This window comes from Pseudomonas sp. QC2, from assembly GCF_002859085.1.
Classification (GTDB): Bacteria; Pseudomonadota; Gammaproteobacteria; order Pseudomonadales; family Pseudomonadaceae; genus Aquipseudomonas; species Aquipseudomonas petroselini.
In genome coordinates this window covers 349,005-374,193 of record NZ_PKKS01000003.1, presented here as the reverse complement: position 1 = coordinate 374,193, position 25,189 = coordinate 349,005, and the positions used below count along the sequence as shown (strand labels likewise).

At 61.6% G+C, this 25,189-nt stretch carries 25 protein-coding genes; 11 read left to right on the top strand and 14 right to left on the bottom strand.

Features of this window, described 5'->3' with window-relative positions:
- The 8 genes from QCBJ_RS03205 to QCBJ_RS03170 form a co-directional block, all read right to left on the bottom strand.
- Complete coding sequence (locus QCBJ_RS03205; protein ID WP_064055365.1) at positions 1-882, bottom strand: branched-chain amino acid ABC transporter permease; 882 nt, start codon at positions 880-882, stop codon at positions 1-3.
- The gene (locus QCBJ_RS03200) at positions 879-1,652 is read right to left on the bottom strand and encodes an ABC transporter ATP-binding protein (protein WP_102060124.1); all 774 of its coding nucleotides are present in this window, start codon (positions 1,650-1,652) and stop codon (positions 879-881) included. Before QCBJ_RS03200 ends, QCBJ_RS03205 begins: the two co-directional genes overlap by 4 nt.
- Complete coding sequence (locus QCBJ_RS03195) at positions 1,649-2,551, bottom strand: AMP-binding protein (protein ID WP_102060123.1); 903 nt, start codon at positions 2,549-2,551, stop codon at positions 1,649-1,651. Before QCBJ_RS03195 ends, QCBJ_RS03200 begins: the two co-directional genes overlap by 4 nt.
- Before the next feature lie 112 nt (positions 2,552-2,663).
- On the bottom strand, positions 2,664-4,112 hold the full coding sequence (locus tag QCBJ_RS03190) for an LLM class flavin-dependent oxidoreductase (RefSeq protein ID WP_102060122.1): 1,449 nt from the start codon (positions 4,110-4,112) through the stop codon (positions 2,664-2,666).
- Positions 4,112-4,438 carry an acyl-CoA dehydrogenase gene (locus tag QCBJ_RS03185; protein WP_012724984.1) on the bottom strand — a complete coding sequence of 109 codons (327 nt, stop codon included), beginning with the start codon at positions 4,436-4,438 and terminating at the stop codon, positions 4,112-4,114. The genes QCBJ_RS03190 and QCBJ_RS03185 overlap by 1 nt, the downstream gene beginning before the upstream one ends.
- Before the next feature lie 13 nt (positions 4,439-4,451).
- Positions 4,452-5,648, bottom strand: coding sequence for an SfnB family sulfur acquisition oxidoreductase (locus QCBJ_RS03180; RefSeq protein WP_102060121.1), 1,197 nt, complete (start codon positions 5,646-5,648; stop codon positions 4,452-4,454).
- A 253-nt stretch (positions 5,649-5,901) separates the two neighbouring features.
- Positions 5,902-6,252 (bottom strand): hypothetical protein, encoded by a 351-nt coding sequence (locus tag QCBJ_RS03175; protein WP_102060120.1) that lies wholly within the window; start codon positions 6,250-6,252, stop codon positions 5,902-5,904.
- Between the two features lie 132 nt (positions 6,253-6,384).
- The gene (locus tag QCBJ_RS03170; RefSeq protein ID WP_102060119.1) at positions 6,385-6,948 is read right to left on the bottom strand and encodes a helix-turn-helix domain-containing protein; all 564 of its coding nucleotides are present in this window, start codon (positions 6,946-6,948) and stop codon (positions 6,385-6,387) included.
- A 92-nt stretch (positions 6,949-7,040) separates the two neighbouring features.
- On the opposite strand from QCBJ_RS03170, the gene QCBJ_RS03165 reads away from it, so the two are divergent.
- The 9 genes from QCBJ_RS03165 to QCBJ_RS03125 all read left to right on the top strand — a co-directional run bounded on the left by QCBJ_RS03165 (position 7,041) and on the right by QCBJ_RS03125 (position 15,489).
- Positions 7,041-7,970: a DMT family transporter gene (locus QCBJ_RS03165; protein WP_102060118.1), complete on the top strand. Its 930-nt coding sequence runs from the start codon at positions 7,041-7,043 to the stop codon at positions 7,968-7,970.
- 180 nt (positions 7,971-8,150) lie between these two features.
- Positions 8,151-11,072: a monovalent cation/H+ antiporter subunit A gene (locus tag QCBJ_RS03160; protein WP_102060117.1), complete on the top strand. Its 2,922-nt coding sequence runs from the start codon at positions 8,151-8,153 to the stop codon at positions 11,070-11,072.
- The gene (locus QCBJ_RS03155) at positions 11,072-11,416 is read left to right on the top strand and encodes a Na+/H+ antiporter subunit C (protein WP_007986256.1); all 345 of its coding nucleotides are present in this window, start codon (positions 11,072-11,074) and stop codon (positions 11,414-11,416) included. Before QCBJ_RS03160 ends, QCBJ_RS03155 begins: the two co-directional genes overlap by 1 nt.
- Positions 11,413-13,095: a monovalent cation/H+ antiporter subunit D gene (locus tag QCBJ_RS03150; RefSeq protein ID WP_064055357.1), complete on the top strand. Its 1,683-nt coding sequence runs from the start codon at positions 11,413-11,415 to the stop codon at positions 13,093-13,095. Before QCBJ_RS03155 ends, QCBJ_RS03150 begins: the two co-directional genes overlap by 4 nt.
- A complete protein-coding gene (locus tag QCBJ_RS03145; protein WP_064055356.1) occupies positions 13,092-13,580 on the top strand; it encodes a Na+/H+ antiporter subunit E in 489 nt (162 codons plus the stop codon). The genes QCBJ_RS03150 and QCBJ_RS03145 overlap by 4 nt, the downstream gene beginning before the upstream one ends.
- Positions 13,577-13,855: a K+/H+ antiporter subunit F gene (locus QCBJ_RS03140; protein ID WP_003211751.1), complete on the top strand. Its 279-nt coding sequence runs from the start codon at positions 13,577-13,579 to the stop codon at positions 13,853-13,855. The genes QCBJ_RS03145 and QCBJ_RS03140 overlap by 4 nt, the downstream gene beginning before the upstream one ends.
- The gene (locus tag QCBJ_RS03135; RefSeq protein WP_043205555.1) at positions 13,852-14,190 is read left to right on the top strand and encodes a Na+/H+ antiporter subunit G; all 339 of its coding nucleotides are present in this window, start codon (positions 13,852-13,854) and stop codon (positions 14,188-14,190) included. The genes QCBJ_RS03140 and QCBJ_RS03135 overlap by 4 nt, the downstream gene beginning before the upstream one ends.
- Positions 14,191-14,290: 100 nt before the next feature.
- Complete coding sequence (locus QCBJ_RS03130) at positions 14,291-14,842, top strand: dihydrofolate reductase family protein (protein ID WP_102060116.1); 552 nt, start codon at positions 14,291-14,293, stop codon at positions 14,840-14,842.
- A 311-nt stretch (positions 14,843-15,153) separates the two neighbouring features.
- Positions 15,154-15,489 carry a DUF6124 family protein gene (locus QCBJ_RS03125; protein ID WP_046035544.1) on the top strand — a complete coding sequence of 112 codons (336 nt, stop codon included), beginning with the start codon at positions 15,154-15,156 and terminating at the stop codon, positions 15,487-15,489.
- Positions 15,490-15,705: 216 nt separating this feature from the next.
- Here QCBJ_RS03125 and cysS read toward each other — a convergent pair whose 3' ends face one another.
- Together cysS and QCBJ_RS03115 are read right to left on the bottom strand one after the other, a co-directional pair.
- Positions 15,706-17,094: a cysteine--tRNA ligase gene (gene cysS / locus QCBJ_RS03120; protein WP_093541493.1), complete on the bottom strand. Its 1,389-nt coding sequence runs from the start codon at positions 17,092-17,094 to the stop codon at positions 15,706-15,708.
- Between the two features lie 15 nt (positions 17,095-17,109).
- The gene (locus tag QCBJ_RS03115) at positions 17,110-18,810 is read right to left on the bottom strand and encodes a glutamine--tRNA ligase/YqeY domain fusion protein (protein WP_012724993.1); all 1,701 of its coding nucleotides are present in this window, start codon (positions 18,808-18,810) and stop codon (positions 17,110-17,112) included.
- Positions 18,811-19,059: 249 nt separating this feature from the next.
- Here QCBJ_RS03115 and QCBJ_RS03110 point away from each other — a divergent pair, with 249 nt between their 5' ends.
- Together QCBJ_RS03110 and lpxH are read left to right on the top strand one after the other, a co-directional pair.
- Entirely contained in the window at positions 19,060-19,563 is a 504-nt protein-coding gene (locus QCBJ_RS03110; RefSeq protein WP_043205556.1) for a peptidylprolyl isomerase, read from the top strand.
- Positions 19,560-20,309: a UDP-2,3-diacylglucosamine diphosphatase gene (gene lpxH / locus QCBJ_RS03105; RefSeq protein WP_102060115.1), complete on the top strand. Its 750-nt coding sequence runs from the start codon at positions 19,560-19,562 to the stop codon at positions 20,307-20,309. Before QCBJ_RS03110 ends, lpxH begins: the two co-directional genes overlap by 4 nt.
- A 153-nt stretch (positions 20,310-20,462) precedes the next feature.
- Here the strand turns inward: lpxH and QCBJ_RS03100 are convergent, their stop codons facing one another.
- The 4 genes from QCBJ_RS03100 to QCBJ_RS03085 are packed head-to-tail and all read right to left on the bottom strand — an operon-like array spanning position 20,463 to position 25,130.
- Positions 20,463-21,992 (bottom strand): DHA2 family efflux MFS transporter permease subunit, encoded by a 1,530-nt coding sequence (locus QCBJ_RS03100; RefSeq protein ID WP_093541489.1) that lies wholly within the window; start codon positions 21,990-21,992, stop codon positions 20,463-20,465.
- Positions 21,982-23,193, bottom strand: coding sequence for an efflux RND transporter periplasmic adaptor subunit (locus QCBJ_RS03095; RefSeq protein ID WP_102060114.1), 1,212 nt, complete (start codon positions 23,191-23,193; stop codon positions 21,982-21,984). The genes QCBJ_RS03100 and QCBJ_RS03095 overlap by 11 nt, the downstream gene beginning before the upstream one ends.
- 15 nt (positions 23,194-23,208) lie before the next feature.
- Entirely contained in the window at positions 23,209-24,660 is a 1,452-nt protein-coding gene (locus QCBJ_RS03090) for an efflux transporter outer membrane subunit (protein ID WP_102060113.1), read from the bottom strand.
- Positions 24,657-25,130: a MarR family winged helix-turn-helix transcriptional regulator gene (locus QCBJ_RS03085; RefSeq protein ID WP_012724999.1), complete on the bottom strand. Its 474-nt coding sequence runs from the start codon at positions 25,128-25,130 to the stop codon at positions 24,657-24,659. The genes QCBJ_RS03090 and QCBJ_RS03085 overlap by 4 nt, the downstream gene beginning before the upstream one ends.
- Positions 25,131-25,189: the final 59 nt, after the last annotated feature.

The window sequence follows — 25,189 nt, the reverse complement described above, 5'->3', positions numbered from 1 at the left end:
TCAGACTCGCTCGATGGCGCGCTCGCCGAACAGGCCGGCGGGACGGATATACAGGAAGGCCAGGGCCAATACGTAGGCGAACCACGGCGTGATACCGCCGCCGATCAACGGGCCGATGTACACCTCGGCGAGGTTCTCCGCCGCGCCGACAATGAGCCCGCCGACAATCGCCCCGCCAATCGAGGTAAACCCGCCGATAATCAACACCGGCAAGGCCTTGAGCACCACCAGCGACAACGAGAATTGCACGCCTTGACGCGCGCCCCACAGCAGCCCGGCCACCAGCCCGACGATCCCGGCCACCGCCCAGACAATCTGCCAGATGCGGTTGAGGTTGATGCCGATGGACAGCGCCGCCGTGGTGTCATCCGCCACCGCGCGCAGCGACACGCCGATGCGGGTCTTGTTGAACAGCAACGCCAGCACCGTCACCAGCACCACGGCGGCGGCGGCAGCGATCAGGTCGAACTGGCTGAGCATCAGCGGGCCGACGAACAGCGGTACGTCGTCGATGCCCAAGTCGAGGGCGCGCACCTGAGCGCCCATCAGTCCCTGGGCCAGGCCTTCGATAATGAACGACAGGCCCAGCGTCGCCATGAACAAGGTGATCTGCGAACGGTTCACCAACGGCCTCAAGACCAGGCGCTCGATGAACAAGGCGCCGACGATCATTACGATCACCGTCAGCAGCAGTGCCAGGGCAAACGGCACGCCTTGGTCATGCAGGCTGACAAAGGTCAGCGCGGCGAACAGCAGCATCGAGCCCTGGGCGAAATTGAACACGCCACTGGCCTTGTAGATCAGCACGAAGCCGATGGCGACCAGCGAGTACATGGTGCCGGCGAGCAGGCCGCCGAGCAGGGTTTCAAAGAAGAACGTCATCCGTTTACCACTCCCAGGTAGGCCGCGATCACCTCGGGATTGGCCTGCACGTCGGCAGGCGTGCCGTCACCGACCTTGCGCCCGTAATCAAGCACCACCACGTGGTCGGACAGGCCCATCACCACGCCCATGTCGTGTTCGATCAACACCACGGTGGTGCCGAGGTCGCGGTTTACGTCGGCGACGAAGCGCGCCATTTCCTGCTTTTCTTCGGCGTTCATGCCGGCCATAGGCTCATCCAGCAACAACAAGCTCGGCCCTGCGATCAACGCCCGGCCGAGTTCCACGCGTTTTTGCAGGCCGTAGGAAAGGTTGCCCACCAACACATCCCGGTGAGCTTGCAGTTCAAGAAATTCGAGAATGCCCTGGGCCCGTAGCCGGAACGCTTCGGCTTCGCGGCGTGCGCGGGGTAAGCCGAGGGCCTGTTCGATAAAACTGCTGCGCATGTGCCGTGACAGGCCGGTGAGAATGTTGTCGAGCACGCTCATCTTTTTGAACAGCGCGTTGTTCTGGAAGGTGCGACCAATGCCGCGACGCGCAGCCCCCAAGGGGTCGATGCGGTGGAAGTGTTGGTCTTCGAAGACAATCTCGCCGGCATCGAAGCGATACACACCATTGAGCACGTTGAGCAGAGAACTTTTACCTGCGCCATTCGGCCCGATCAGCGCGCAGATTTCGCCGCGCGCCACCTCGAAGGACAAGGCATTGATCGCTTTGACGCCCTTGAACGACAGCGAGATATCCCGCACCTGCAAAATGGCCTGGCTCATGCGATGTCCCGTGTGAACTCAGCCAACCAGGTCGGTTCGGCCGTCGGTTTAAGCGGTTGCCAGATGTAGGCCAGGCGTTGGAAACCCAGCAGCTTGCGCACGCGGTTTTTCAGCAGGCGACGCACGCCGCTCTGCGGGTGGGCGATGGCCCAGTCGCACAAACGTCGGCGCCAGGTGCCGTGAGGCGCCAGGCGACTTTCGATCTCATCGGCCAGATGCTGCAAACGCACGGGCGACAACAGCAGGCCGGTGGGGGCTACTTCGCTGCGATCGCGCCGCGCCGAGGCCAGGCTTTCCGGGAAGGCCAGGCCGTGACCGCTGTTCAGCCATTGCTCCAGCACCACCGCGAGACCGCCCTGCCAGTGGGTGCCCTCTTCGCTCCACAACGCGGTTTCGCCCGTGGGCTGCCACCAGCGTGCGAGGTGTTGCGCGGGGTCCAGCGGGCCGAGTAATTGGGCGAAATCCAGTAGATTCGCCGACTGCCAATCCCGTACGTGCTGGCGGCCTTGCACATAAGAGTGAGTGGGGCGGATGCGCCACAGGTGGTGCTGGAGCGCCTCGGGATCCAGGTCATCGGCCAGGGTCAAGACCTGTCCACCGATGGCGTGCGCCGCCAGCGCCAGCAGCAACAGGTTCGGTTCAAACGCACCGCTGAGGGCCAGCCGCGACTGCTCGCTGAAACCCTGATGGCGTAACCCGTCGGCCAGGCGCTCTACATCGCGCAAGGCGTCGATCCAGCGCCACGCATACCACTGCCCCTGGCGCTTGTGGCGCAGGGCGGTGTGCAGCGGCGTGATCTGCGCCCAGTGGCGCAACTGTTCCAGCGCCTTGGGCAGGTTGCCGAGCAGTTCGGCGGGCCATTCCAGGGCCAGTGGGCGGTTGAGTGCGAGCACGCTCATAGGGACTTGCTCCTATTGAAGTGTTAAGCGTGCGGTGGTCCGCTGGCTGGATTATTTGGATCAACACCGATCTACTGTGGGAGGGGGCTTGCCCCCGATGGCGGTGTGTCAGTCACAAGTGCCTTGACTGGACTGCCGCTATCGGGGGCAAGTCGAATCGTCGCACCGCCCCTCCCACATTGGTTATGTGCGCGTCAGATAAATTGCGGTAACCGGCACCAGGGTGGTTGGAGGCCAACCTTGCGCCGTCGCCAAACAACTTCTCGCGCAACGTACCCTGGGCGTATTCGGTCTTGTACACGCCACGCTTCTGCAACTCCGGCACCAACAGGTCCACGGCGTCGATGAAGGTTTCATGGGTCAGCGCGTAGGCCAGGTTGAAGCCGTCGACATCGGTCTCTTCGACCCATTCCTGCAACAGGTCCGCCACGGTTTCCGGGCCGCCGACAAACAGCGGGCCAAAGCCGCCGATGCCGACCCAATCGGCCAGTTCGTTTGGAGTCCAGACCTTGTTCGGGTCCGCCGTGGAGAAGGCTTCCACCGCCGACTGGATGGCGTTGGTGTGCACGTGCTTGAGCGGTTCATCCGGTTTGAACTGGCTGAAATCGATGCCGGTCCAGCCGGAGATCAGCGCCATTGCACCTTCGTAGCTGACGTAGGATTTGTATTCATCAAACTTGGCTTTGGCCTTGGCATCGGTCTCGCCGACGATCACCGTCTGCAAGTTGAAGATCAGGATTTTCTTCGGATCGCGCCCGGCTTCGGCGGCACGGCGGCGGATGTCGGCGACGGTCTTTTTCAGCAGCACCTTGGACGGCGCGGCAACGAACACGCACTCGGCCTGCTCGGCCGCAAACTGCTTGCCACGGCTGGACGCACCGGCCTGGTAGAGCACCGGCGTGCGCTGCGGCGACGGCTCGCACAAATGAATGCCGGGCACCTGGAAGTGTTTGCCGACATGGCGGATCTCGTGGATCTTGCTCGGGTCGCTGAAAATCCGGCGCTCGCGGTCGCGCAACACCGCGCCCTCCTCCCAACTGCCCTCCCAGAGTTTGTAGCAGACCTCCAGGTATTCCTCGGCGTAGTCGTAGCGCGCGTCGTGTTCGGTCTGGGCTTTCTGGCCAAGGTTCTTGGCGCCGCTTTCCAGGTAGGAGGTGACGATGTTCCAGCCGATGCGGCCCTTGGTCAGGTGGTCGAGGGTGGAGAGTCGGCGGGCGAACGGGTACGGATGTTCGAAGGACAACGACGCCGTCAGGCCAAAACCCAGGTGCTCGGTAACCAAGGCCATCGGCGCGATCAACGACAGCGGGTCATTGACCGGCACTTGGGTCGCCTGACGAATCGCCGCTTCGCCATTGCCGTTGTAGACGTCATAGATGCCCAGCACATCGGCGATAAACAGGCCATCAAACTTGCCGCGCTCAAGGATTTTGGAGAGGTCTGTCCAGTATTCCAGGTCCTTGTACTGCCACGAACGGTCACGCGGATGCGCCCACAGGCCCGGGGATTGGTGGCCGACACAGTTCATGTCGAAGGCGTTCAAGCGGATTTCACGGGACATCAAAGCACTCCGTTGAGGTGGTAGTTACCGACAACCTGGTATTTCCAGCGCAGAGGGTCATCGAGGGTCGGCGGCAGTGCAGTGCGTTGACCGGTGAGTTCGAATTCGGCGTTGCTGGCAGCGATCAAGGCTTCGGCGGCCGCGATCTGCGCTTCGGTCGCAGCGACCGGGCTGGGATGGGTTTCGGCGCGCTCAAGCAAGGCGGCGGCCACGTCGACGCGGATCTGCAGATCGCCGAAGCGACTGATCACATAGGGGTCATCGCTTTTCTCGACATGGCGGCGGGTGCTGTCCAACAGTTGGCGCGCAAGCTTCAGTGTGGTCATGAAATACGGCTCCTCAGTTCCAGGCGTGGCGCGCTGGCTTCACGCCGTTAAGCACGAAATTGCCGATCAGGTGGTATTTCCAGCGGGCCGGGTCGTGCAGGGTGTGGGTGCGCGCGTTGCGCCAGAAGCGATCAAGGTTATGTTTGCCGGTGACCGAGCGCGTGCCGGCCAGTTCGAAGAGTTTGCTGCTGGCGAGCAAGGCGGTTTCAGCCGAGAGGACTTTGGCCTGGGCAACCACCAGCGAGGCGTGGGCGACGGTGTCTTCGCTGGGCTCGGCGAGGGCGCGATCAACCGCCAAACCTGCTTTGGCGAGGATGGCTTCGGTGCCGTGGACGCGCCATTCCAGGTCGCCGATGGCGGCGATGGTGAAGGGGTCTTGCCAGCCGTGCTCCTGCTGGCTGTCGATCCACGGTCGCGCCTGGCGGGCGTAGATCTTCGCCTGTTCGAGGGCACCGAGGGCGATACCGGTGTCGACGGCGGCCTGGATGATCTGCGAGATCGGGCCGTTGGCGGTGGGTTGGTCGAAGGCTTGATGGGCGGGGATCACCGCTGTCAAGGGCACCTTTACCCCGTCGAGGGTCACGCCGCCGCTGGCGGTGGTGCGCTGGCCGAAGCCGTCCCAGCTGTCGATCACGCTAAGGCCCGGCGCATCGCGTTCGACAAAGGCGATAAACGCCTGGCCGTGTTCGTTGTTGCCGACCGTAGGCACGATGTGGGCGAACAGCGCGCCGGTGCAGTAGAACTTCTCGCCGTTGATGTGCGCGGTGTCGCCGTGGACGCGAATCTGGGTATCGAAGGTGCCGGCATTTTTGCTCTTGGCTTCGGAGAAGGCATTGCCGAAACGGTAGCCGGCCAGCACCTTGCCGAAGTAATGACGTTTTTGTTCCTCGGTCGCGGTTTGCAGCAGGATGTCCACCACGCCCAGGTGGTTCTGCGGGATCTGCCCCAGGGACGGGTCGGCGGCGGAGATCAGCTTGATCACCTCAGCGACCGTCACATAGGACACTCCAGCGCCGCCGTACTCTTTGGGAATGGTGATGCCCCACAGGCCGCTGGCAGAGAACGCTTCGAGTTCGGCGAAAGGCAGGATCCGATCACGGTCGCGCGCGCTGGCGTCGACGGCAAAACGTGCGGCCAGGCGCGTGGCCACCTGGATGGCTTCCGCGTCCGAGCGGATGATATGGGCAGGGTGTTGAGGGTGGGCTGACATGGGCCGACTCCAGGCTCCGTGGGGATGACCTGGGTGATTGCAGGAGTCGTGCCTGAAAGTAATCGCCAATAAAATCAGCGGGTTGGTGAGAGTACGAGGCGCTTATTGCTCGCGCTAAGCAGCAAAATGTTCAAGCACTGTTGCGCTACGAACACTTTTAGCCACTCACCCTCCTGCCTACTCAATCGACACAGGCTTCAATACTCACGGCTAATTAATTTGAGTATTAAAGCCTCACAACGTCGACTTAAACTTAAGGGCGATCTATCACGGTATATACACTTTGATGAGAAACACCAATTACCTCGTCATTCTCGCGAACGCTATAATCGGCTGTGACTTGCTCGGTATCGAAGACAATATGAAAACGCACTTTGACCTCATACTGGGGCTTCAACTCTAGAATTTTAAAACTAGCAAATGCAATTCCATTACCGCGTATCCCCCAGGAAACTTCTTGTCCGAGCGTAATACCGGGATAACTAGGGAAGATAATCTCGGCAGTACCGCCGGTCACTTCGGGGTACTTCAATACATTCCCGTGGGACGGCGTAATCTTCGGCTGGGGAAGCAGATTCTTGCTTGAGACATGTTTTGGGTTCATTCGTTTTCACTCCATGAAGTCATGACAACTACCCAACGTCACTGACTGAGTAGTATCGTCCACCCTAGCACCCGTCCCTTTTGAACATAAGCTGTCAACCTGCACAGTTGACAAACAGCAAAAACATGCTAACTACAACACCACATTCCTTACAAATCTTGCCGCCACCTTGCCTCCGTTGTAATAAGAGTGGGGCTGGTGGCTGGCAAACATAAAAAACTCACCGGCATCAATAGTGTTTTCCTTGTCGCCTATCACCAAGGTCAAACTGCCCTCAAAGACGAACAACTGCTCGCTCCAACCCTCTTGGTCTGGATCCGGGCAGTACCGATCACCGGGTTCAAGGCGCCACTCCCAGAGTTCGACTTCACGCCGCGCCGTGGCCTTGGCCAACAACACCGCCTTACTCCCAACAATTTCCCCCGCCCAAGCCAATTCGTTGATGCGACTGTGGTCGCGCACCTCCGGCGCCTGGATGAGGTCGCTGAAGGCCACGTTTAACGCTTCGGCCACCCGGTCGAGGGTGGACAGGCTGACGTTCTTTTCGCCCGCTTCGATGGCCACCAGCATGCGCCGGCTGACCCCGGACTTTTCCGAGAGCGCAGTCTGGCTCAGGTCGGCGGCGTGGCGCAGGCGACGGACGTTCTGGCTGACGTGCTGCAGGACCGAAGCCCGATGTGGATTTTCTTTGTGCACTATATTGCTCAATGGGTGGGTGTGCGCAGTATACTGCCCAGCGTGCGGCGCATTGTGCGGTCCGTGCCTTTCCCTTGCAAGACCGAGCCGCCATGACCACCCCAAACGTCTCCCCTCGTTTCAACCGTTTCAGCAAAGCCGAATGCATCCTGGTGGTGATCACCATGATCTGGGGCGGCACGTTTTTGCTGGTGCAGCACGCGATGACCGTCAGTGGGCCGATGTTTTTCGTCGGCCTGCGCTTTGCGGCAGCGGCGATCGTGGTGGGGTTCTTTTCCTTGCGCACCCTGCGCGACCTGACGCTGTTCGAGTTGAAGGCGGGGGTGTTTATCGGTGTGGCAATCATGTTTGGCTACGGTTTGCAGACCATTGGCTTGCAGACGATCTTGAGCAGCCAGTCGGCGTTTATCACGGCTTTATATGTGCCGTTCGTGCCGCTACTGCAATGGCTGGTGCTTGGGCGTCGTCCGGGCTTGATGCCGAGCATTGGCATTATGCTGGCGTTTGCCGGGTTGATGCTGCTGACCGGGCCGGCGGGCGCTTCGCTGAACTTCAGCGCCGGCGAAATCGCCACGTTGATTGGCGCGGTGGCGATTGCGGCGGAGATCATCCTGATCAGCGCGTTTGCCGGGCAGGTGGATGTGCGCCGGGTGACCGTGGTGCAACTGGCCACCGCGTCGCTGTTGTCGTTCCTGATGGTGGTGCCGATGGGCGAGGCGTTGCCGGGGTTTTCGTGGCTGCTGCTGTTCAGTGCGGTGGGCCTGGGCTTGACCAGTGCGGTGATCCAGGTGGCGATGAACTGGGCGCAGCAAAGTGTTTCGCCGACCCGGGCCACGTTGATCTATGCCGGTGAGCCGGTATGGGCAGGCGTGGTGGGGCGGATTGCCGGGGAGCGCTTCCCGCCGATTGCGATGGTGGGGGCGGCGTTGATTGTGGTGGCGGTGATTGTCAGTGAAATTAAGACTAAGGGGCAGAAGGCGCTGGCGTTGGAAGAAGAGCTGGAGCAAGAGCGTCAGAACTGAGGTGCCGGTTGTGGGGCGGCTGCACGGTCCAGCGGGAGCAAGCTCCCTCGCCACAGGGTCCTAAACACTGCCAAATGGGTTTATTCGACCTATCTTGTAGGATCCTGCCACATCTTGCCGTTTGGTGATCGTGAAAGCGGCACGTATGATGCATCCCAAACTCCCGCAGATTAGAAGCCTATGTCTCTGATAGTTCTACTGCTTCTGCCTTTTATTGGCAGCTGTCTGGCGGCCTTGCTGCCGCACAATGCACGTAACACCGAATCCCTGCTGGCCGGCCTTGTGGCCCTGGTCGGCACTATTCAAGTCGCCCTGCTCTACCCCCAGATCGCCCACGGTGGCGTGATCCGCGAAGAATTCATATGGTTGCCCAGCCTCGGGCTGAACTTCGTGTTGCGCATGGACGGGTTTGCCTGGCTGTTCTCGATGCTGGTGCTCGGCATCGGTTCGCTGGTGGCGTTGTATGCGCGTTACTACATGTCGCCGGATGATCCGGTGCCGCGATTCTTCGCGTTTTTCCTGGCCTTTATGGGCGCCATGCTCGGCCTGGTGATCTCCGGCAACCTCATCCAGATCGTGTTCTTCTGGGAACTGACCAGCCTGTTCTCGTTCCTGCTGATCGGCTATTGGCACCACCGCGCCGACGCGCGCCGCGGTGCGTACATGGCGTTGATGGTCACCGGCGCCGGCGGCTTGTGCCTGCTGGCGGGCGTGATGCTGCTGGGGCACATCGTCGGCAGCTATGACCTCGACCAGGTGCTGGCGGCGGGCGATCAGATTCGCGCGCACTCGCTGTACCCGGTCATGCTGGCCCTGGTGCTGATAGGCGCCTTGAGCAAAAGCGCGCAATTCCCCTTCCACTTCTGGCTGCCCCATGCGATGGCGGCCCCCACGCCGGTGTCGGCGTACCTGCATTCGGCAACGATGGTGAAGGCCGGCGTGTTCCTGCTGGCCCGCCTGTGGCCGTCGCTGTCGGGCAGCGAAGAATGGTTCTGGATCGTCGGCGGTGCCGGCGCCCTCACCCTACTCCTCGGCGCGTACTGCGCCATGTTCCAAAATGATCTGAAGGGCCTGCTGGCCTATTCCACCATCAGCCACCTCGGGCTGATCACCTTGCTGCTGGGCCTCAACAGCCCGCTGGCCGCCGTCGCGGCGGTGTTCCATATCCTCAACCACGCCACCTTCAAAGCCTCGCTGTTCATGGCCGCGGGCATCATCGACCACGAAAGCGGCACGCGGGACATCCGCAAGCTCAGCGGGCTGGTCAAGCTGATCCCGTTTACCGCGACCCTGGCGATGGTGGCCAGTGCGTCCATGGCGGGCGTGCCGTTGCTCAACGGCTTCCTGTCCAAAGAGATGTTCTTTGCCGAGACCGTGTTCATCACCTCGACGGCCTGGGTGGAGTTCGCCCTGCCGTTGATCGCGACCATTGCCGGGACATTCAGCGTGGCCTATGCGCTGCGTTTCACCGTGGACGTGTTCTTCGGCCCGCCGGCGACCAACCTGCCGCACACGCCCCACGAACCACCGCGCTGGATGCGCGCACCGGTTGAGTTGCTGGTGTTCACGTGCCTGCTGGTAGGGATTTTCCCGGCCCAGGTGGTCGGCTCGATCCTTGCCGCCGCTGCGCTGCCGGTGGTGGGCGGCGTGCTGCCGGAGTACAGCCTGGCGATCTGGCACGGCTGGAACGCGCCGATGATCATGAGCCTGGTGGCCATGTCCGGCGGCGTGGTGCTGTACCTGCTGCTGCGCAAGCAACTCAAGCTGGGGCGCTTCAAGTACCCGCCGATCATCAGCTATTTCAACGGCAAGCGTGGTTTCGAGCGCAGCTTGGTGGTGATGATGCGCGGTGTGCGCAGGATCGAGAAACGCATCAGTACCAAGCGCCTGCAGACTCAGCTGTTCCTGCTGGTGCTGGTGGCGGTCATCGGCGGCATGATCCCGATGCTCAACAGTGGCTTGAGCTGGGGCGACCGCCCGAAAATCCCAGGGTCGATCGTGTTCGTCACCCTGTGGGTGCTAGCGATCGCCTGCGCCCTTGGCGCCGCCTGGCAAGCCAAGTACCACCGGCTGGCGGCCCTGACCATGGTCAGCGTGTGCGGCCTGATGACCTGCATCACCTTTGTGTGGTTCTCGGCGCCGGACCTGGCGTTGACGCAGTTGGTGGTCGAAGTGGTGACCACCGTGCTGATCCTGCTGGGCCTGCGCTGGCTGCCGCGGCGGATCGAGGAGGTCTCGCCGCTGCCGAACACCTTGCGCAAGGCGCGGATTCGCCGGGTGCGCGACTTCCTGCTGTCCACCGTAGTGGGCGGCGGCATGGCGCTGTTGTCCTACGCGATGTTGACGCGCCAGACCCCCAACGATATCTCTTCGTTCTACCTCAGCCGTGCCCTGCCCGAAGGCGGCGGCAGCAATGTGGTGAACGTGATGCTCGTCGACTTCCGGGGCTTTGATACCCTCGGCGAAATCACCGTGCTCGGCGCCGTGGCGCTGACGGTGTACGCCCTGCTGCGCCGCTTCCGCCCTTCCAAGGAAAGCATGCAGCTGCCCGCGCAACAGCGCCAGCTTGCGCCGGACGTGGCCACCGACCTGGTCAACCCACGCCAGGCCAGCGACACCGCGCTGGGCTTCATGATGGTGCCGGCGGTGCTGGTGCGCCTGCTGCTGCCGATTGCGCTGGTGGTGTCGTTCTACCTGTTCATGCGCGGCCACAACCAGCCGGGCGGCGGGTTTGTCGCCGGGCTGGTGATGTCGGTCGCGTTTATCCTGCAATACATGGTCGCCGGCACCCAATGGGTCGAGGCACAGATGAGCCTGCGGCCGATGCGCTGGATGGGCTTCGGGCTGTTCTCCGCGACCCTGACCGGGCTTGGCGCCTTGTTTGCCGGCTACCCGTTCCTCACCACCCACACCTGGCATTTCAGCCTGCCGGTGCTCGGCGACATTCATGGCGCCAGCGCGCTGTTCTTCGACGTCGGCGTGTACGCCATGGTCGTCGGCTCGACGCTGCTGATGCTCACCGCCCTCGGTCACCAGTCCGTGCGGGCCCATAAACCGAGCAACCAGGCCAAAGTGGTTGCCGCTACGGAAGGAGCCGCCTGATGGAAGAAGTCATTGCAATTGCCATTGGCGTCCTGGCCGCCTCCGGGGTCTGGCTGATCCTGCGGCCACGGACGTTCCAGGTGGTGATGGGCCTGTGCCTGCTGTCGTACGGGGTCAACCTGTTCATTTTCAGCATGGGCAGCCTCTTTATCGGCAAGGAGCCGATCATCAAGGACGGTGTGCCGCAAGACCTGCTCCACTACACCGACCCGCTGCCCCAGGCGCTGGTGCTCACGGCCATCGTGATCAGCTTCGCCATGACCGCCTTGTTCCTGGTGGTGTTGCTGGCCTCACGGGGCCTGACCGGCACTGACCATGTGGACGGCCGGGAGCCCAAGGAATGACGTGGATGAATCAACTGATCGTCGCGCCGATCCTGCTGCCGTTGCTTACCGCCGCCTTGATGCTGATGCTCGGCGAGAAGCATCGGCCGCTGAAAGCGCGCATCAACCTGTTCTCGAGCATGATCGGCCTGGGCATCGCCATTCTGCTGCTGTACTGGACGCAAAAAGGCGGCCCCGGCTCGATCGGCGTGTACCTGCCGGGCAACTGGCAGGTGCCGTTCGGCATTGTGCTGGTGGTGGACCAACTATCAGCCTTGATGCTGGTGCTCACCGGGATCATCGGCGTGAGCGCGCTGCTGTTCGCCATGGCCCGCTGGGACCGTGCCGGCACCAGCTTCCATGCGCTGTTCCAGATCCAGATGATGGGCCTCTACGGCGCCTTCCTCACGGCCGACCTGTTTAACCTGTTCGTGTTCTTCGAGGTGCTGCTGGCGGCGTCCTATGGCTTGATGCTGCACGGTTCCGGCCGTGCGCGGGTGTCGTCGGGGCTGCATTACATCGCGATCAACCTGCTGGCCTCGTCACTGTTCCTGATTGGTGCGGCGATGATCTATGGCGTCACCGGCACGCTGAACTTTGCCGACCTGGCGCTGAAGATCCCGCTGGTGCCGGAAGCCGATCGCGGCCTGCTGCACGCGGGTGCGGCGATCCTTGCGACGGCGTTCCTGGCGAAAGCCGGCATGTGGCCGCTGAACTTCTGGCTGGCCCCCGCCTACTCCTCGGCCAGCGCGCCGGTGGCGGCGATGTTTGCGATCATGACCAAGGTCGGCGTGTACACCGTGCTGCGCCTGTGGACCCTGTTGTTCTCCGGCCAGGCCGGTGCGTCGGCACTGTTTGGCGGCGATTGGCTGGTGTATGGCGGCATGGCCACCATTGTCTGCGCCGGTCTGGCGATGGTGGCGGCGCAGCGCCTGGAGCGCATGGCCAGCTTGAGCATTCTGGTCTCGGCCGGGATCCTGCTGTCGTCGGTGGGCTTCGCCCAGCCGAGCCTCACCGCCGGCGCGCTGTTCTATCTGGTCAGTTCCACCTTGGCCTTGAGCGCGCTGTTCCTGCTGGCCGAATTGATCGAGCGTTCGCGCTCGGCCAACGACCTGCCGCTGGATGAAGAGATCGATGCACTGCCCAAGGCCATGGAGTCCCTGCATCCACGCCCTGGCGTCAACCTCGATGACGAACAGAAAGCCGTGGTCGGCCAGGTGATTCCCTGGACCATGGCCTTCCTGGGCTTGAGTTTTGTCGCCTGCGCCCTGCTGATTATCGGCATGCCGCCGTTGTCCGGGTTTATCGGCAAGCTCAGCCTGTTGAGCGCGCTGGTCAACCCGCTGGGCCTGGGGGTCAGTGTCGAGGAGCCGATCCGCCCGGCTGCCTGGGGCCTGGTCGCACTGCTGATCCTCTCCGGCCTGGCCTCGCTGATCGCCTTTGCGCGCTTGGGCATCCAGCGCTTCTGGACCCCGGAAGAGCGCCCGTCGCCGTTGCTGCGCCGCTATGAGTGCGTGCCGATCTTCTTCCTGCTGGGCCTGAGCATTCTGCTGACCTTCAAGGCAGAGCCGCTGATGCGCTACACCCTGGGCACCGCCCAGAGCCTGAACAACCCGGAAAACTACGTGATGGCGGTGATGGCAACGCGTCCCGTACCCAGCCCTGAAGCCAAGACCGCCGCGCTGGAGGTGCAACCATGAAGCGCCTGTTCCCTGCCCCGTGGCTGTCGCTGGCGTTGTGGGTGCTGTGGCTGGTGCTGAACCTGTCGGTCAGCCCCGGCAACCTGCTGCTGGGCGCCCTGCTGGGCTTTCTTGCGCCGCTGCTGATGGCACCGCTGCGCCCGTTGCCGATCCGCATCCGCCGCCCCGGCGTGATCATCCGCCTGTTTTTCCTGGTGGGACGCGATGTGATCGTCTCCAACCTGCAAGTGGCCTGGGGCGTGCTGACCTGCGGCTCGCGCCCGCCGCGCTCGCGCTTCGTCAAGATCCCCCTGGACCTGCGCGACGCCAACGGCCTGGCCGCGCTGTCGATGATCACTACCGTGGTGCCCGGCACCATCTGGTCGGAACTGGCACTGGACCGCAGCATCCTGCTCTTGCACGTGTTCGACCTGGAAGATGAAGCGCCGTTTATCGAGCACTTCAAGACCACCTACGAGCGGCCCCTGATGGAGATCTTCGAATGAGCGCCCTGCTCTCCAATGCGATCCTGTTCAGCCTGTTCCTGTTCTCCCTGGCCATGGTGCTGACCTTGGTGCGCCTGTTCAAAGGCCCGTCGGCACAAGACCGCGTACTGGCGCTGGACTACCTGTACATCCTGGCGATGCTGATGATGCTGGTGCTGGGCATTCGGTATGCGAGTGACACCTACTTTGAAGCGGCGCTGCTGATCGCGCTGTTTGGCTTCGTGGGCTCGTTTGCCCTGGCGAAATTCCTGCTGCGTGGGGAGGTGATTGAATGATGCCGTTATGGGTGGAAGTGATCGTGGCGGTGCTGCTGGTGCTGAGCAGTGTGTTTGCGTTGATTGGCGCGATCGGATTACTGCGGATGAAGGACTTTTTTCAACGCATGCACCCACCGGCACTGGCTTCAACGCTAGGGGCCTGGTGTGTCGCGTTGGCGTCGATTATCTACTTTTCGGTGCTCAAATCCGGGCCGGTGTTGCACGGGTGGTTGATTCCGATATTGTTGTCGATCACGGTGCCGGTGACTACCTTGTTGCTTGCTCGCACTGCGCTGTTCCGCAAGCGCATGGCCGGTGATGATGTCCCCGCCGAGGTCAGCAGCCGCCGCTGATCCCTCAAGTGGGCAGCTCCCACATTTGAATCGTTGCCAGGCGCAAGATTGGATATGTGCCAGAGACGTCTTTCGGACATCAGGAAAAGGAATTCCCATCATGGATATCAAGTGTTCCGTGTTTATCGCCGCAAGCGTTGACGGCTTTATCGCCCGGCCAGATGGCGATATCGAGTGGCTGCACCGGCCGGAATATGACCTGGCAGCGCTGAACGGCCTGACGTATGAAAGCTTCATCGCGACGGTTGATGCGCTGGTGATGGGCCGCAAAACCCTGGAAAAAGTCCTGTCGTTTCCGGAGTGGCCCTATGAGGGTATGCCGGTCATCGCCCTTTCTCACCAAGCCGGAGAAATTCCAGCGTATTTGCAGGGCAAGGTCGAGGTGATGTCCCTGGACCCAATCGCGCTGGTGGCACAGTTAGCCGAGCGCGGCATGAAGCATCTCTATATCGACGGTGGCCAAACGATCCAGGCGTTTCTTGAAGCGGGCCTGATCGATGAGCTGATCATTACGCGTATCCCGGTGCTGCTGGGGCAAGGGATTCCATTGTTCAGCCAGGTCGGCTGTGAGCATGAACTTCGCCATATCGGCACGTACGTGTCGGAGAATGGATTTGTTCAGAGTCGGTACGAAGTCACTGACAAGCGCTGATGCTCAGGCATCAGCTCCCGGAAATTTCCGACAGCGTTCTAAGGTTGCCCCTCGGAAGATGACGCCCTAATCTTCGGTGGTCGCTGAAAACTCAGCGACCGGGTTTCGCAGCCCGGTTAAACTCTAGACGCACAGCGTCCACCTCAAGATAGCGGGCGCTTTTTTATGCCTGATGTTATGGCGGCTGTGCGCGGGATACCTTCGGGTATGCCGGGTGCCTAGAGTCCCGGTCTGCGAACCTGCGTACAGCTGCCACCCGGGTATCGTTTCGCAGCGATGGGTGATGGCTCCAATACTCTAGGAGCTTCGTCATGATCAAAGACAGTCCGAATCCGCCGTCAGACTCAGCCGCGTTTCACACTGCGGCTCATCGAGCAATTAACCACCATCTGAACCCGCCTGAGAAACCAGAGCCGTCTACTGAGGGCCATGGTTTATTTACCGTACGCGAAGGATTAGACGTCGAGACGCTGCTGGTCAACGCGTCGGAGGATCTTGCCTCGGTTCAAGCGCTGGCAAGCCATTTGGCTTTTGAGATCGACGGCAATCCTCGCAGCGTGGTCTTGGGAATGTGTCGGATGCTGGAGGGGATCCAGCTAATGGTAGATAAAACACTAAGCCTCAAAGACCATCCAACTCACACATAAATCTGCAACCGAAGAGTTCGCAAAGTGGGCACGGTAAAAAATGTGGGAGCTGGCTTGCCTGCGATTGCGGTGGGTCAGTCAGCATTTTCGGTGACTGACACGCCGTCATCGGGGGCAAGCCCCCTCCCACACTGGATCAGGTGAGCCGCTCACTAAAACGGTGTGCAAAAAAACGCCCCGAACCAATCGGGGCGTTTTTCATTCAGCGTTTACCGATCAAGCCTGATCAGCCAACCGCCACGTCGTCCCACCCTTGCCGTCTTCCAACACCACACCCATCGCGGTCAGTTGGTCACGGATACGGTCAGATTCCGCCCAGTCCTTATTGGCCCGCGCAGACAAACGCGCCTGGATCAGCGCATCCACTTCAGCCGCATCCACACGCCCTTCGGCGCCGGCTTGCAGGAAATCCTCAGGCTTCATTTGCAGAACTCCCAGCACGCTGGCCAGCTCTTTCAAGCGTGCCGCCAGACCGGCCGCCGCGTCGAGATCGCTCTCGCGCAGGCGGTTGATCTCGCGCACCATCTCGAACAGCACGGCACAGGCTTCCGGGGTGCCGAAGTCGTCGTTCATGACTTCGGTGAAGCGTGCCACGAACGCTTCGCCGCCGGCAGGCGCCACGGATGGCAGGCCTTTCAACGCGTGGTAGAAACGCTCCAGGGCGCCCTTGGCGTCCTTGAGGTTGTCTTCCGAGTAGTTGATGGCGCTGCGGTAGTGGCTCGACACCAGCAGGTAACGCACGACTTCCGGGTGGTACTTTTCCAGCACGTCGCGGATGGTGAAGAAGTTGTTCAAGGACTTGGACATCTTCTCGCCATTGATGCGGATCATGCCGCAGTGCATCCAGGCGTTGGCGTACGTCTTGCCGGTGGCGGCTTCGCTCTGGGCGATTTCGTTTTCGTGGTGCGGGAACTCAAGGTCGCTGCCGCCGCCATGAATGTCGAAGGTGTCGCCCAGGCAGCAGGTGGACATCACCGAGCATTCGATGTGCCAGCCCGGACGCCCGGCGCCCCACGGCGACTCCCAGCTCGGCTCGCCAGGCTTGGTGCCTTTCCATAGCACGAAGTCGAGCGGGTCTTGCTTGGCTTCATCGACTTCGATCCGTGCGCCGATGCGCAGGTCTTCGATTTTCTTGCGCGACAGCTTGCCGTAGCCCATGAACTTGGCGACGCGGTAGTACACGTCGCCATTGCCCGGGGCGTAGGCGTAACCCTTGTCGATCAGGGTCTGGATCATCGCGTGCATGCCAGGGATGTGGTCCGTGGCACGTGGCTCCATGTCCGGCTTGAGGATGTTGAGGCGCGCCTCGTCCTCGTGCATCGCGGCAATCATGCGCTCGGTCAGCGCGTCGAACGACTCGCCGTTTTCATTGGCGCGGTTGATGATCTTGTCGTCGATGTCGGTGATGTTGCGCACATAGGTCAAGTCATAGCCGCTGAAACGCAACCAGCGGGTCACCAGGTCGAAGGCAACCATGCTGCGCCCGTGGCCGATGTGGCAGTAGTCGTACACGGTCATGCCGCAAACGTACATGCGCACCTTGTTGCCATCCAGCGGCTTGAAGACTTCTTTGGTCTTGCTGAGTGTGTTGTAGATCGTTAACACGACATTTCCCTTAAATCACTGGCCCCACGAATCACGCAAGGTCACGGTACGGTTGAATACCGGATGACCGGGTTTCGAGTCCTTGATATCCGCGCAGAAGTAACCTTCGCGCTCGAACTGGAAACGGTCTTCCGGCTGTGCGTCGCCAAGCGATGGCTCGGCACGACAACCGGTGAGCACTTGCAGGGAGTCAGGGTTGATGTTGTCGAGGAAACTGGCGCTGTCTTCAGCCTTTTCAGGGTTCGGCGAGCGGAACAGGCGATCGTACAGGCGCACTTCGCACTCGACGCTGGCAGCGGCCGGCACCCAGTGGATCACGCCTTTGACCTTGCGGCCTTCAGGGTTCTTGCCCAGGGTTTCCGGGTCGTAGGAGCAGCGCAGTTCGACGATGTTGCCATCGGCGTCCTTGATCGCTTCGTCGGCACGGATCACGTAGCTGCCACGCAGACGTACTTCGCCGTTCGGCTCCAGGCGCTTGTAGCCCTTCGGCGGTTCTTCCATGTAGTCATCGCGGTCGATGTAGATTTCACGCGCGAACGGCAGCTTGCGCACGCCGAGCGCTTCGTTCTGCGGGTGACGCGGCAGCTCGAGGTGGTCGACCTTGTCTTCCGGGTAGTTGGTGATCACGACTTTCAACGGACGCAGCACGCACATGGCACGCGGCGCGTTGGCGTCGAGGTCCTGGCGGATGCTGAATTCGAGCATGCCGAAGTCGACCACGCCGTCGGAACGGTTGGTGCCGACCATGTCGCAGAAGTTGCGGATCGATGCCGGGGTGTAGCCGCGACGGCGGAAGCCCGACAGCGTCGACATGCGTGGATCGTCCCAGCCGTGCACGTGCTTTTCATCCACCAGTTGCTTGAGCTTGCGCTTGCTGGTGATGGTGTAGTTCAGGTTCAGGCGGCTGAATTCGTACTGACGCGGGTGCGCCGGTACCGGCAGGCTGTCGAGGAACCATTCGTACAGCGGGCGATGGCTTTCGAACTCCAGGGTGCAGATGGAGTGGGTGATGCCTTCGATGGCGTCCGACTGACCGTGGGTGAAGTCGTAGTTGGGGTAAATGCACCACTTGTCACCGGTCTGGTGGTGGTGGGCATGACGGATGCGGTACATGATCGGGTCGCGCAGGTTCATGTTCGGCGAGGCCATGTCGATCTTGGCGCGCAGCACGCGGGCGCCGTCCGGGAACTCACCGTCGCGCATGCGGTTGAACAGGTCCAGGTTCTCTTCCACCGAACGGTCGCGGAAGGGGCTGTTCTTACCCGGCTCGGTCAGGGTGCCACGGTATTCCTTGGCTTGCTCAGGCGTCAGGTCGTCGACGTAGGCCTTGCCGGCCTTGATCAGCTCGACGGCCCAGTCGAACAATTGGTCGAAATACTTCGAGGCATAGCGCACTTCACCGGACCATTCGAAGCCCAGCCACTTGATGTCGCTTTCGATGGCGTCGATGTATTCCTGGTCTTCCTTGGCCGGGTTGGTGTCGTCGAAACGCAGGTGCGTGACGCCACCGAACTCCTGGGCCAGGCCGAAGTTCACACAGATCGACTTGGCGTGACCGATGTGCAGGTAGCCGTTGGGCTCTGGCGGGAAGCGGGTGACGATCTGCGTGTGCTTGCCCGAATCCAGGTCCGCCTGGATGATCGGGCGCAGGAAATTGACCGGGACGGCAGGTCCGGCCTTGGCATTCGAGGTAGGGTCGACAGTGGGCTTGCTCATAGGATCCTTGAACAGACAGGTTCGTGGCCGGGTGAGGCCAGATAAAACAAAGGCGATATCATAGCCGATGCTGTCAAGCACCTGACAGGCCAGCACCGAAAACTGCAGCATTTATTGCATAGGCGGTAAAAAACCACCTCGAAATTCCTGCAGGTCACGCTAAACTGCGCCCCTTGGCCTCTGTTTAGCCAGACCGGTCGAGGCGCCCAGGCGTCCAAACCCACGAATTCCCTGAAAAGAGTAGTGAACATGACTCAAGTCAAACTGACCACCAACCACGGTGACATCGTCATCGAGCTGAACGCCGAGAAAGCGCCGATCACCGTCGCCAACTTCATCGAGTACGTTAAAGCCGGCCACTACGAAAACACCGTTTTCCACCGTGTCATCGGCAACTTCATGGTCCAGGGCGGCGGTTTCGAGCCTGGCATGAAAGAAAAGAAAGACAAGCGTCCAAGCATCCAGAACGAAGCGGACAACGGCCTTTCCAACGACAAGTACACCGTTGCGATGGCCCGTACCATGGAGCCACATTCGGCCTCCGCGCAGTTCTTCATCAACGTCGCCGACAACGCCTTCCTCAACCACAGCGGCAAGAACGTGCAGGGCTGGGGCTACGCGGTATTCGGTAAAGTGACCGAAGGCCAGGACGTCGTCGACAAGATCAAAGGCGTGCAAACCACCGGTAAAGCCGGCCACCAGGACGTTCCGGTAGAAGACGTTATCGTCGAGAAAGCCGAGATCGTTGGGTGATATTGCTGATTTCAGATTTGCATCTGGAAGAGGAGCGCCCGGACATCACCCGGGCGTTTCTGGATCTGCTCCACCACCGCGCCCGTGGCGCCCAGGCGTTGTACATTCTGGGGGACTTCTTTGAAGCCTGGATTGGCGACGATGGGATGACCCCCTTCCAGCGTTCGATTTGCGCAGCCCTGCGCGAGCTGAGCGACAGCGGCACCCCGATTTTCATCATGCACGGCAACCGCGATTTCCTCATCGGCAAGGCGTTCTGCAAAGCCGCAGGTGCCACCTTGCTGAAGGACCCGAGTGTTGTGCAGCTCCATGGCGAGCCCGTGCTGTTGATGCACGGCGACAGCCTCTGCACCCGCGACGCCGGCTATATGAAGCTGCGGCGCATCCTGCGCAACCCGATTGTGCTGTTTATCCTGCGGCATCTGCCGCTGCGCACGCGGCACAAGCTGGCGCGCAAGCTGCGCAGCGAAAGCCGTGCGCAGACGCGCATGAAGGCCAACGACATTGTCGATGTGACCCCCGAGGAAGTCCCACGGGTGATGCAGCAATTTGGCGTGCGCACCCTGGTCCACGGCCACACGCACCGGCCGGCCATCCATAAGCTGCAGATTGGCGACCAGGCGGCCAAGCGCATTGTGCTGGGGGATTGGGATAAGCAAGGCTGGGCATTGCAGGTGGATGAGCAAGGGTTTCAATTGGCGGCGTTTGATTTTGTGAACCCGCAATTGGCGTTGCCCGGCGCCTGAACCTCAGACACCACAAATCCAATGTGAACAAAGATCCAAATGTGGGAGGGGGCTTGCCCCCGATAGCAGTGTGTCAGTCAGCTCATACTCAACTGACAGAATGCCATCGGGGGCAAGCCCCCTCCCACATTTGGATGTTGTACGTTTTCGGAATCAGTGGCCTGAGGCTTCCGGCCCGGCCTTGGCGCCAAACGGCGGCTTGGCCAACCACACCAGCAACATCAACGCCATGAACATCCACCCCAGCAACGTGAAGTAATCCACGGTGGACATCATGTACGCCTGGCTGGTGAGGATCTGGTCCAGCTGCGTGTAGGCCTTCTGCCCTGCCCCGCCGAGCGCCTGCAAGGCATCGCGGGTCGCGGAGTCGTAGGTGGTCATGTTCTCGCTCATGTACGCATGGTGCTGGTCCGCGCGGCGGATCCAGATCCAGGTGGTCAGCGAAGCGGCAAAGCTACCGCCCAAGGTCCGCAGGAACGTCGCCAGACCTGCGCCGTCGGCAATCTGGTGCGGCGGCAGGTCGGACATCAAGATGCTCAAGGTCGGCATAAAGAACAGCGCCACGCCGATCCCCATGAACAGCTGCACCATCGCGATGTGCGTGAAGTCCACCTCATTGGTGAAGCCCGCACGCATAAAGCAGCTCAAGCCAATCGCCAGGAACGCCAGGCCTGCCAACAGGCGCAGGTCGAACTTGTGCGCATACTTGCCCACGAACGGCGACATCAGCACCGGCAGGATGCCGATCGGCGCTACCGCCAGGCCCGCCCACGTGGCCGTGTAGCCCATCTGGGTCTGCAGCCATTGCGGCAGGATCAGGTTGATGCCGAAGAAGCCTGCGTAACCCAGGATCAACACGATGGTGCCGATGCGGAAGTTGCGGTAGGCGAACAGCCGCAGATTCACCACCGGGTGCTTGTCGGTCATCTCCCAGATAATGAACACCGCCAGGGCAATCACCGAAATCGCGGCGCCAATGATGATGAAGTTGGATTCAAACCAATCCAGGTCATTGCCCTTGTCGAGGATGATCTGCAAGGCGCCAACCCCCACGATCAGGCTCAGCAGCCCCACGTAGTCCATGGGTTGGTAGCTGGTCTCCACCGGGCGTTTCTTCAGTTGCGAACGCACCACCATCACCGCAAAAACACCGATCGGCACGTTGATAAAGAAGATCCACGGCCAGCTGTAGCTGTCGGTGATCCAACCGCCGAGGATCGGCCCCGCAATCGGCGCCACCACCGTGACCATCGCCAGCAGCGCCAGGGCCATGCCCCGCCTCGCCGGCGGGTAGACCGCGATCAGCAGCGTCTGCGTCATCGGGTACAGCGGCCCGGCCACCAGGCCTTGCACAACCCGAAAGGCGATCAGTTCAGGCATCGACGTGGAAATACCACAGAGGAACGACGCCAGCACAAACAGCATGGTCGCCCACAAAAACAGCTTCACCTCGCCAAACCGGCGGCTCAGCCAACCGGTGAGTGGCAACGCGATGGCGTTGCTCACCGCAAACGAGGTGATCACCCAGGTGCCCTGCTCCGAACTCACGCCGAGGTTGCCGGAAATGGTCGGCAACGCCACGTTGGCAATGGTGGTGTCGAGCACCTGCATAAAGGTCGCCAGCGACAGGCCAATAGTGGCCATCAACAGGCTGGGTGGCGTGAAGGAGGCGTTATTGCTCATCAGCGTTGCGCGCCTTGGGAGCGGCGAGGCTGTTGTCATGGATCAACTGGGTGATCATGGCGTCAGCTTCGGCCAATTGGCGGTCATACACGTTGGTGGTGAACGAGGCCTTTTGCGGCGCCTGTTGCGCCAGCACCGGGCCGCTTTGGTCGTGCAGGTCCACATTGACCACGGTGCTCAAGCCCACGCGCAGTGGGTGCTTGGCCAGCTCCTCGGCGTTGATATGGATGCGCACCGGCACCCGTTGCACGATCTTGATCCAGTTACCGGTGGCGTTCTGCGCCGGCAACAGGGCAAATGCGCTGCCGGTACCGGCGCCCAAACTGTCCACGGTGCCGCTGTACTTCACGTCGCTGCCGTAGATGTCCGACTCAATGTCCACCGGTTGGCCAATGCGCATATCGCGCAGTTGGGTTTCCTTGAAGTTGGCGTCGATCCACAGCTGGTTCAGCGGGATCACTGCCATCAACGCTGTGCCGGGCTGAACGCGCTGGCCCAGTTGCACGGTGCGCTTGGCGACGTAGCCGGTGACCGGTGCGATCAGGGTGCTGCGCGCATTGGCCAGGTAGGCTTGGCGCAATTGCGCGGCGGCGGCCTGCACATCCGGATGGGAGCTGATCACCGTGTCGTCCACCAACGCGTTGCTGGTTTTCAGTTGCTGTTCAAGGTTGGTCAACGCGTTCTTGGCGGCGGTCAGGCTGTCACGGGCGTGGGACAGTTCTTCCTGGGAAATCGCCCCGCCCTGGGCCAGGGTTTTACGGCGGTTGAAGTTGTCCTGGGCCGTTTGCACATCGGCTTTCTGCGCATTGACCTGGGCCTTCATGCCATCGACGTTGCTGTACAAACCGCGCACCTGGCGCACGGTGCGGGCCAAGTTGGCCTGGGCGCTTTGTAGGCCGACGGCGGCGTCGTTCGGGTCGAAGTTGATCAGCACCTGGCCTTCGTGGACCAGGTCGCCGTCGTCGGCGCCGATGCTGACCACGGTGCCGGTGACCAGCGGGGTGATTTCCACCACGTTGCCGTTCACGTAGGCGTCGTCGGTGCTTTTGCTGAAGCGGCCGTAGAGCTCATACCAGCCCCACACGCCGACCACGGCGAGGATGACGATCAGCGTCAGGCCGATCAGCATCACTTTGCGTTTGCGGGGGTTGTTGTCTTGCTTGGGTTGTTCGCTTGCAGGGGTGTTTTCGGCAGTGGCCATGACAAATACCTCAAATTATTCCGTGCGGGTGGCTGGGGTGGTCGCAGCCACGTTGTCGGCGCTGTAGCCGCCGCCCAGGGCCTGCATCAATTGAATCGACAGATCGATCTGCGCAGCATTCAGCGTTGCCAACTGGCGCTGGGCCTGCAGCAATTGCTGTTCGATGCTGAGTACATCCAAGTAGTTACCGATCCCGGAGCTGTAGCGCTGCACGCCGGTGTCGTAGGACTGCTGGGCAATGTCCGCGGCGTGTCGCTGGGCCTGGATCTGCCGGCCGGTGTCGCGCAGTTGCGAAAGGGTGTTACCGATATCGCCCAGGGCTTGCACCAGGGTCTTGTTGTACTGCGCCACCGCCAGGTCGTAGTCGGCGTCGCGGGCATCGAGGTCGGCGCGCAGGCGGCCGCCGTCGAAGATCGGCAGCGAGACCGTCGGCGCAATATTGAAGAAGCGGCTGGCCGAACCGAACATCGCATCGCCCAGCAACGACTCGGCCCCAGCGCTCGCGCTCAGGTTGAGGTTGGGGTAGAAGCGGGTCTTGCTCGCATCGATGTTCTTGCCCGCCGCCTCGACGCGCCAGCGCGCGGCGATCAGGTCCGGGCGACGGCCCAACAGCTCGGCCGGCAGCACCGATGGCACGGCAACGGCGCTGGGTTTCAGCACGGCGGGCCGGGCCAGTTCACTGCCACGGTCCGGGCCTTTGCCGAGCAACACCGCCAACGCAATCTTGGCGCTCTGCAGTTGTTTTTCCGCGTCGATCAGCTGCGACTGGGCGCTGGCTTCGAGGCTTTCGGTCTGTTGGTACTGGTACTGGCTGTCGATGCCCGAGTTCAGGCGGCGCTTGCCCAGGTCGAGCATCTGCCGGGTGCGCTTGAGGTCGTCATTGGCCAGGTCCCGCACGATATGGGCCTGGCCCAAGTCGCTGTAAGCCTTGGCCACATTGGCGGCCAGCGTCAGGCGCGCCGCCTGCTGGTCGACTTGGGCGGCACGCGCCTCGCCCAACGCGGCTTCCCAGGCAGCGCGCTGGCCGCCCCAGAGGTCGAAGTTGTAATTGAAGCTGGCGCCGATGTTGCGCACGGTCGAATAGGCATCGCCTTCGCCGCGTGGGTCCTGGTCTTTGGCCAGGCGCGAACGGCTCACGCCGGCGCTGGCATTCAGGGTCGGCATGCGCTCGGCGTTGGCGGCGTAGGCGGCGGCTTCGGCCTGGTGGGCACGGGCGCTGGCCACTTGCATGTCGGGGCTGTTTTGCAGGGCTTCCTGGATCAGGCCGTCGAGTTGTGGGTCGCCGAGGCTTTTCCACCAGTCGGCGCTGGGCCAGGCAGCGCTCGACAAGGTCGCACCGCTCAGGGTTTTTCCGCTTTGCAGGGTGCTCGCGTCGAGGCGTTTGCCTTGGGTGTCGAGGCCGCTGTAGTTGGCGCAACCGGCCATGCTCATGGCCACCAGCACCAGGCAAAGGGCACGTGTGTTCATTGGTTACCTACCCGCTGGATAGTGATGGGATCACCCGCAGCTATCAGAATTTTCTTTAGGATCTTTTCCAGGGTTTCCAACTCACCCGGCTCCAGTGCGCCGGCCAGCTGGTTCAATGCATCGGCGCCGATGAACGGCAGCATGTCTGCCAGACGCTGGCCCTCCGGGGTGAGTACAAGCTGCACTTGGCGTCGATCCAGCGCTGAACGTTTGCGGTCCAGCAGCCCCTTCTGCTCCAGGCGGTCGAGCATGCGGGTCATTGAACCGCTGTCCAAAGACAGGTTGCGGCACAGCTCCGCCGGGGTGTCGACGCCGAACTGAGCCATGATGATCAACACCTTGAACTGCGCGGCGGTGATGCCGTGGGGTTCCATGTGGGTGTCGATGATCCGGTCTTTGAGGATTGCGGCACGCCCGAGCAAGAGGCCGAGGTGGCAGTTGTGGAAGTTATCCGGGGTGAAGTGTTTCATCGGAAGTCACCTTATTACTGCCTAGGCAGTGAATGTGTGACGAGATGTTACTGCTTAGG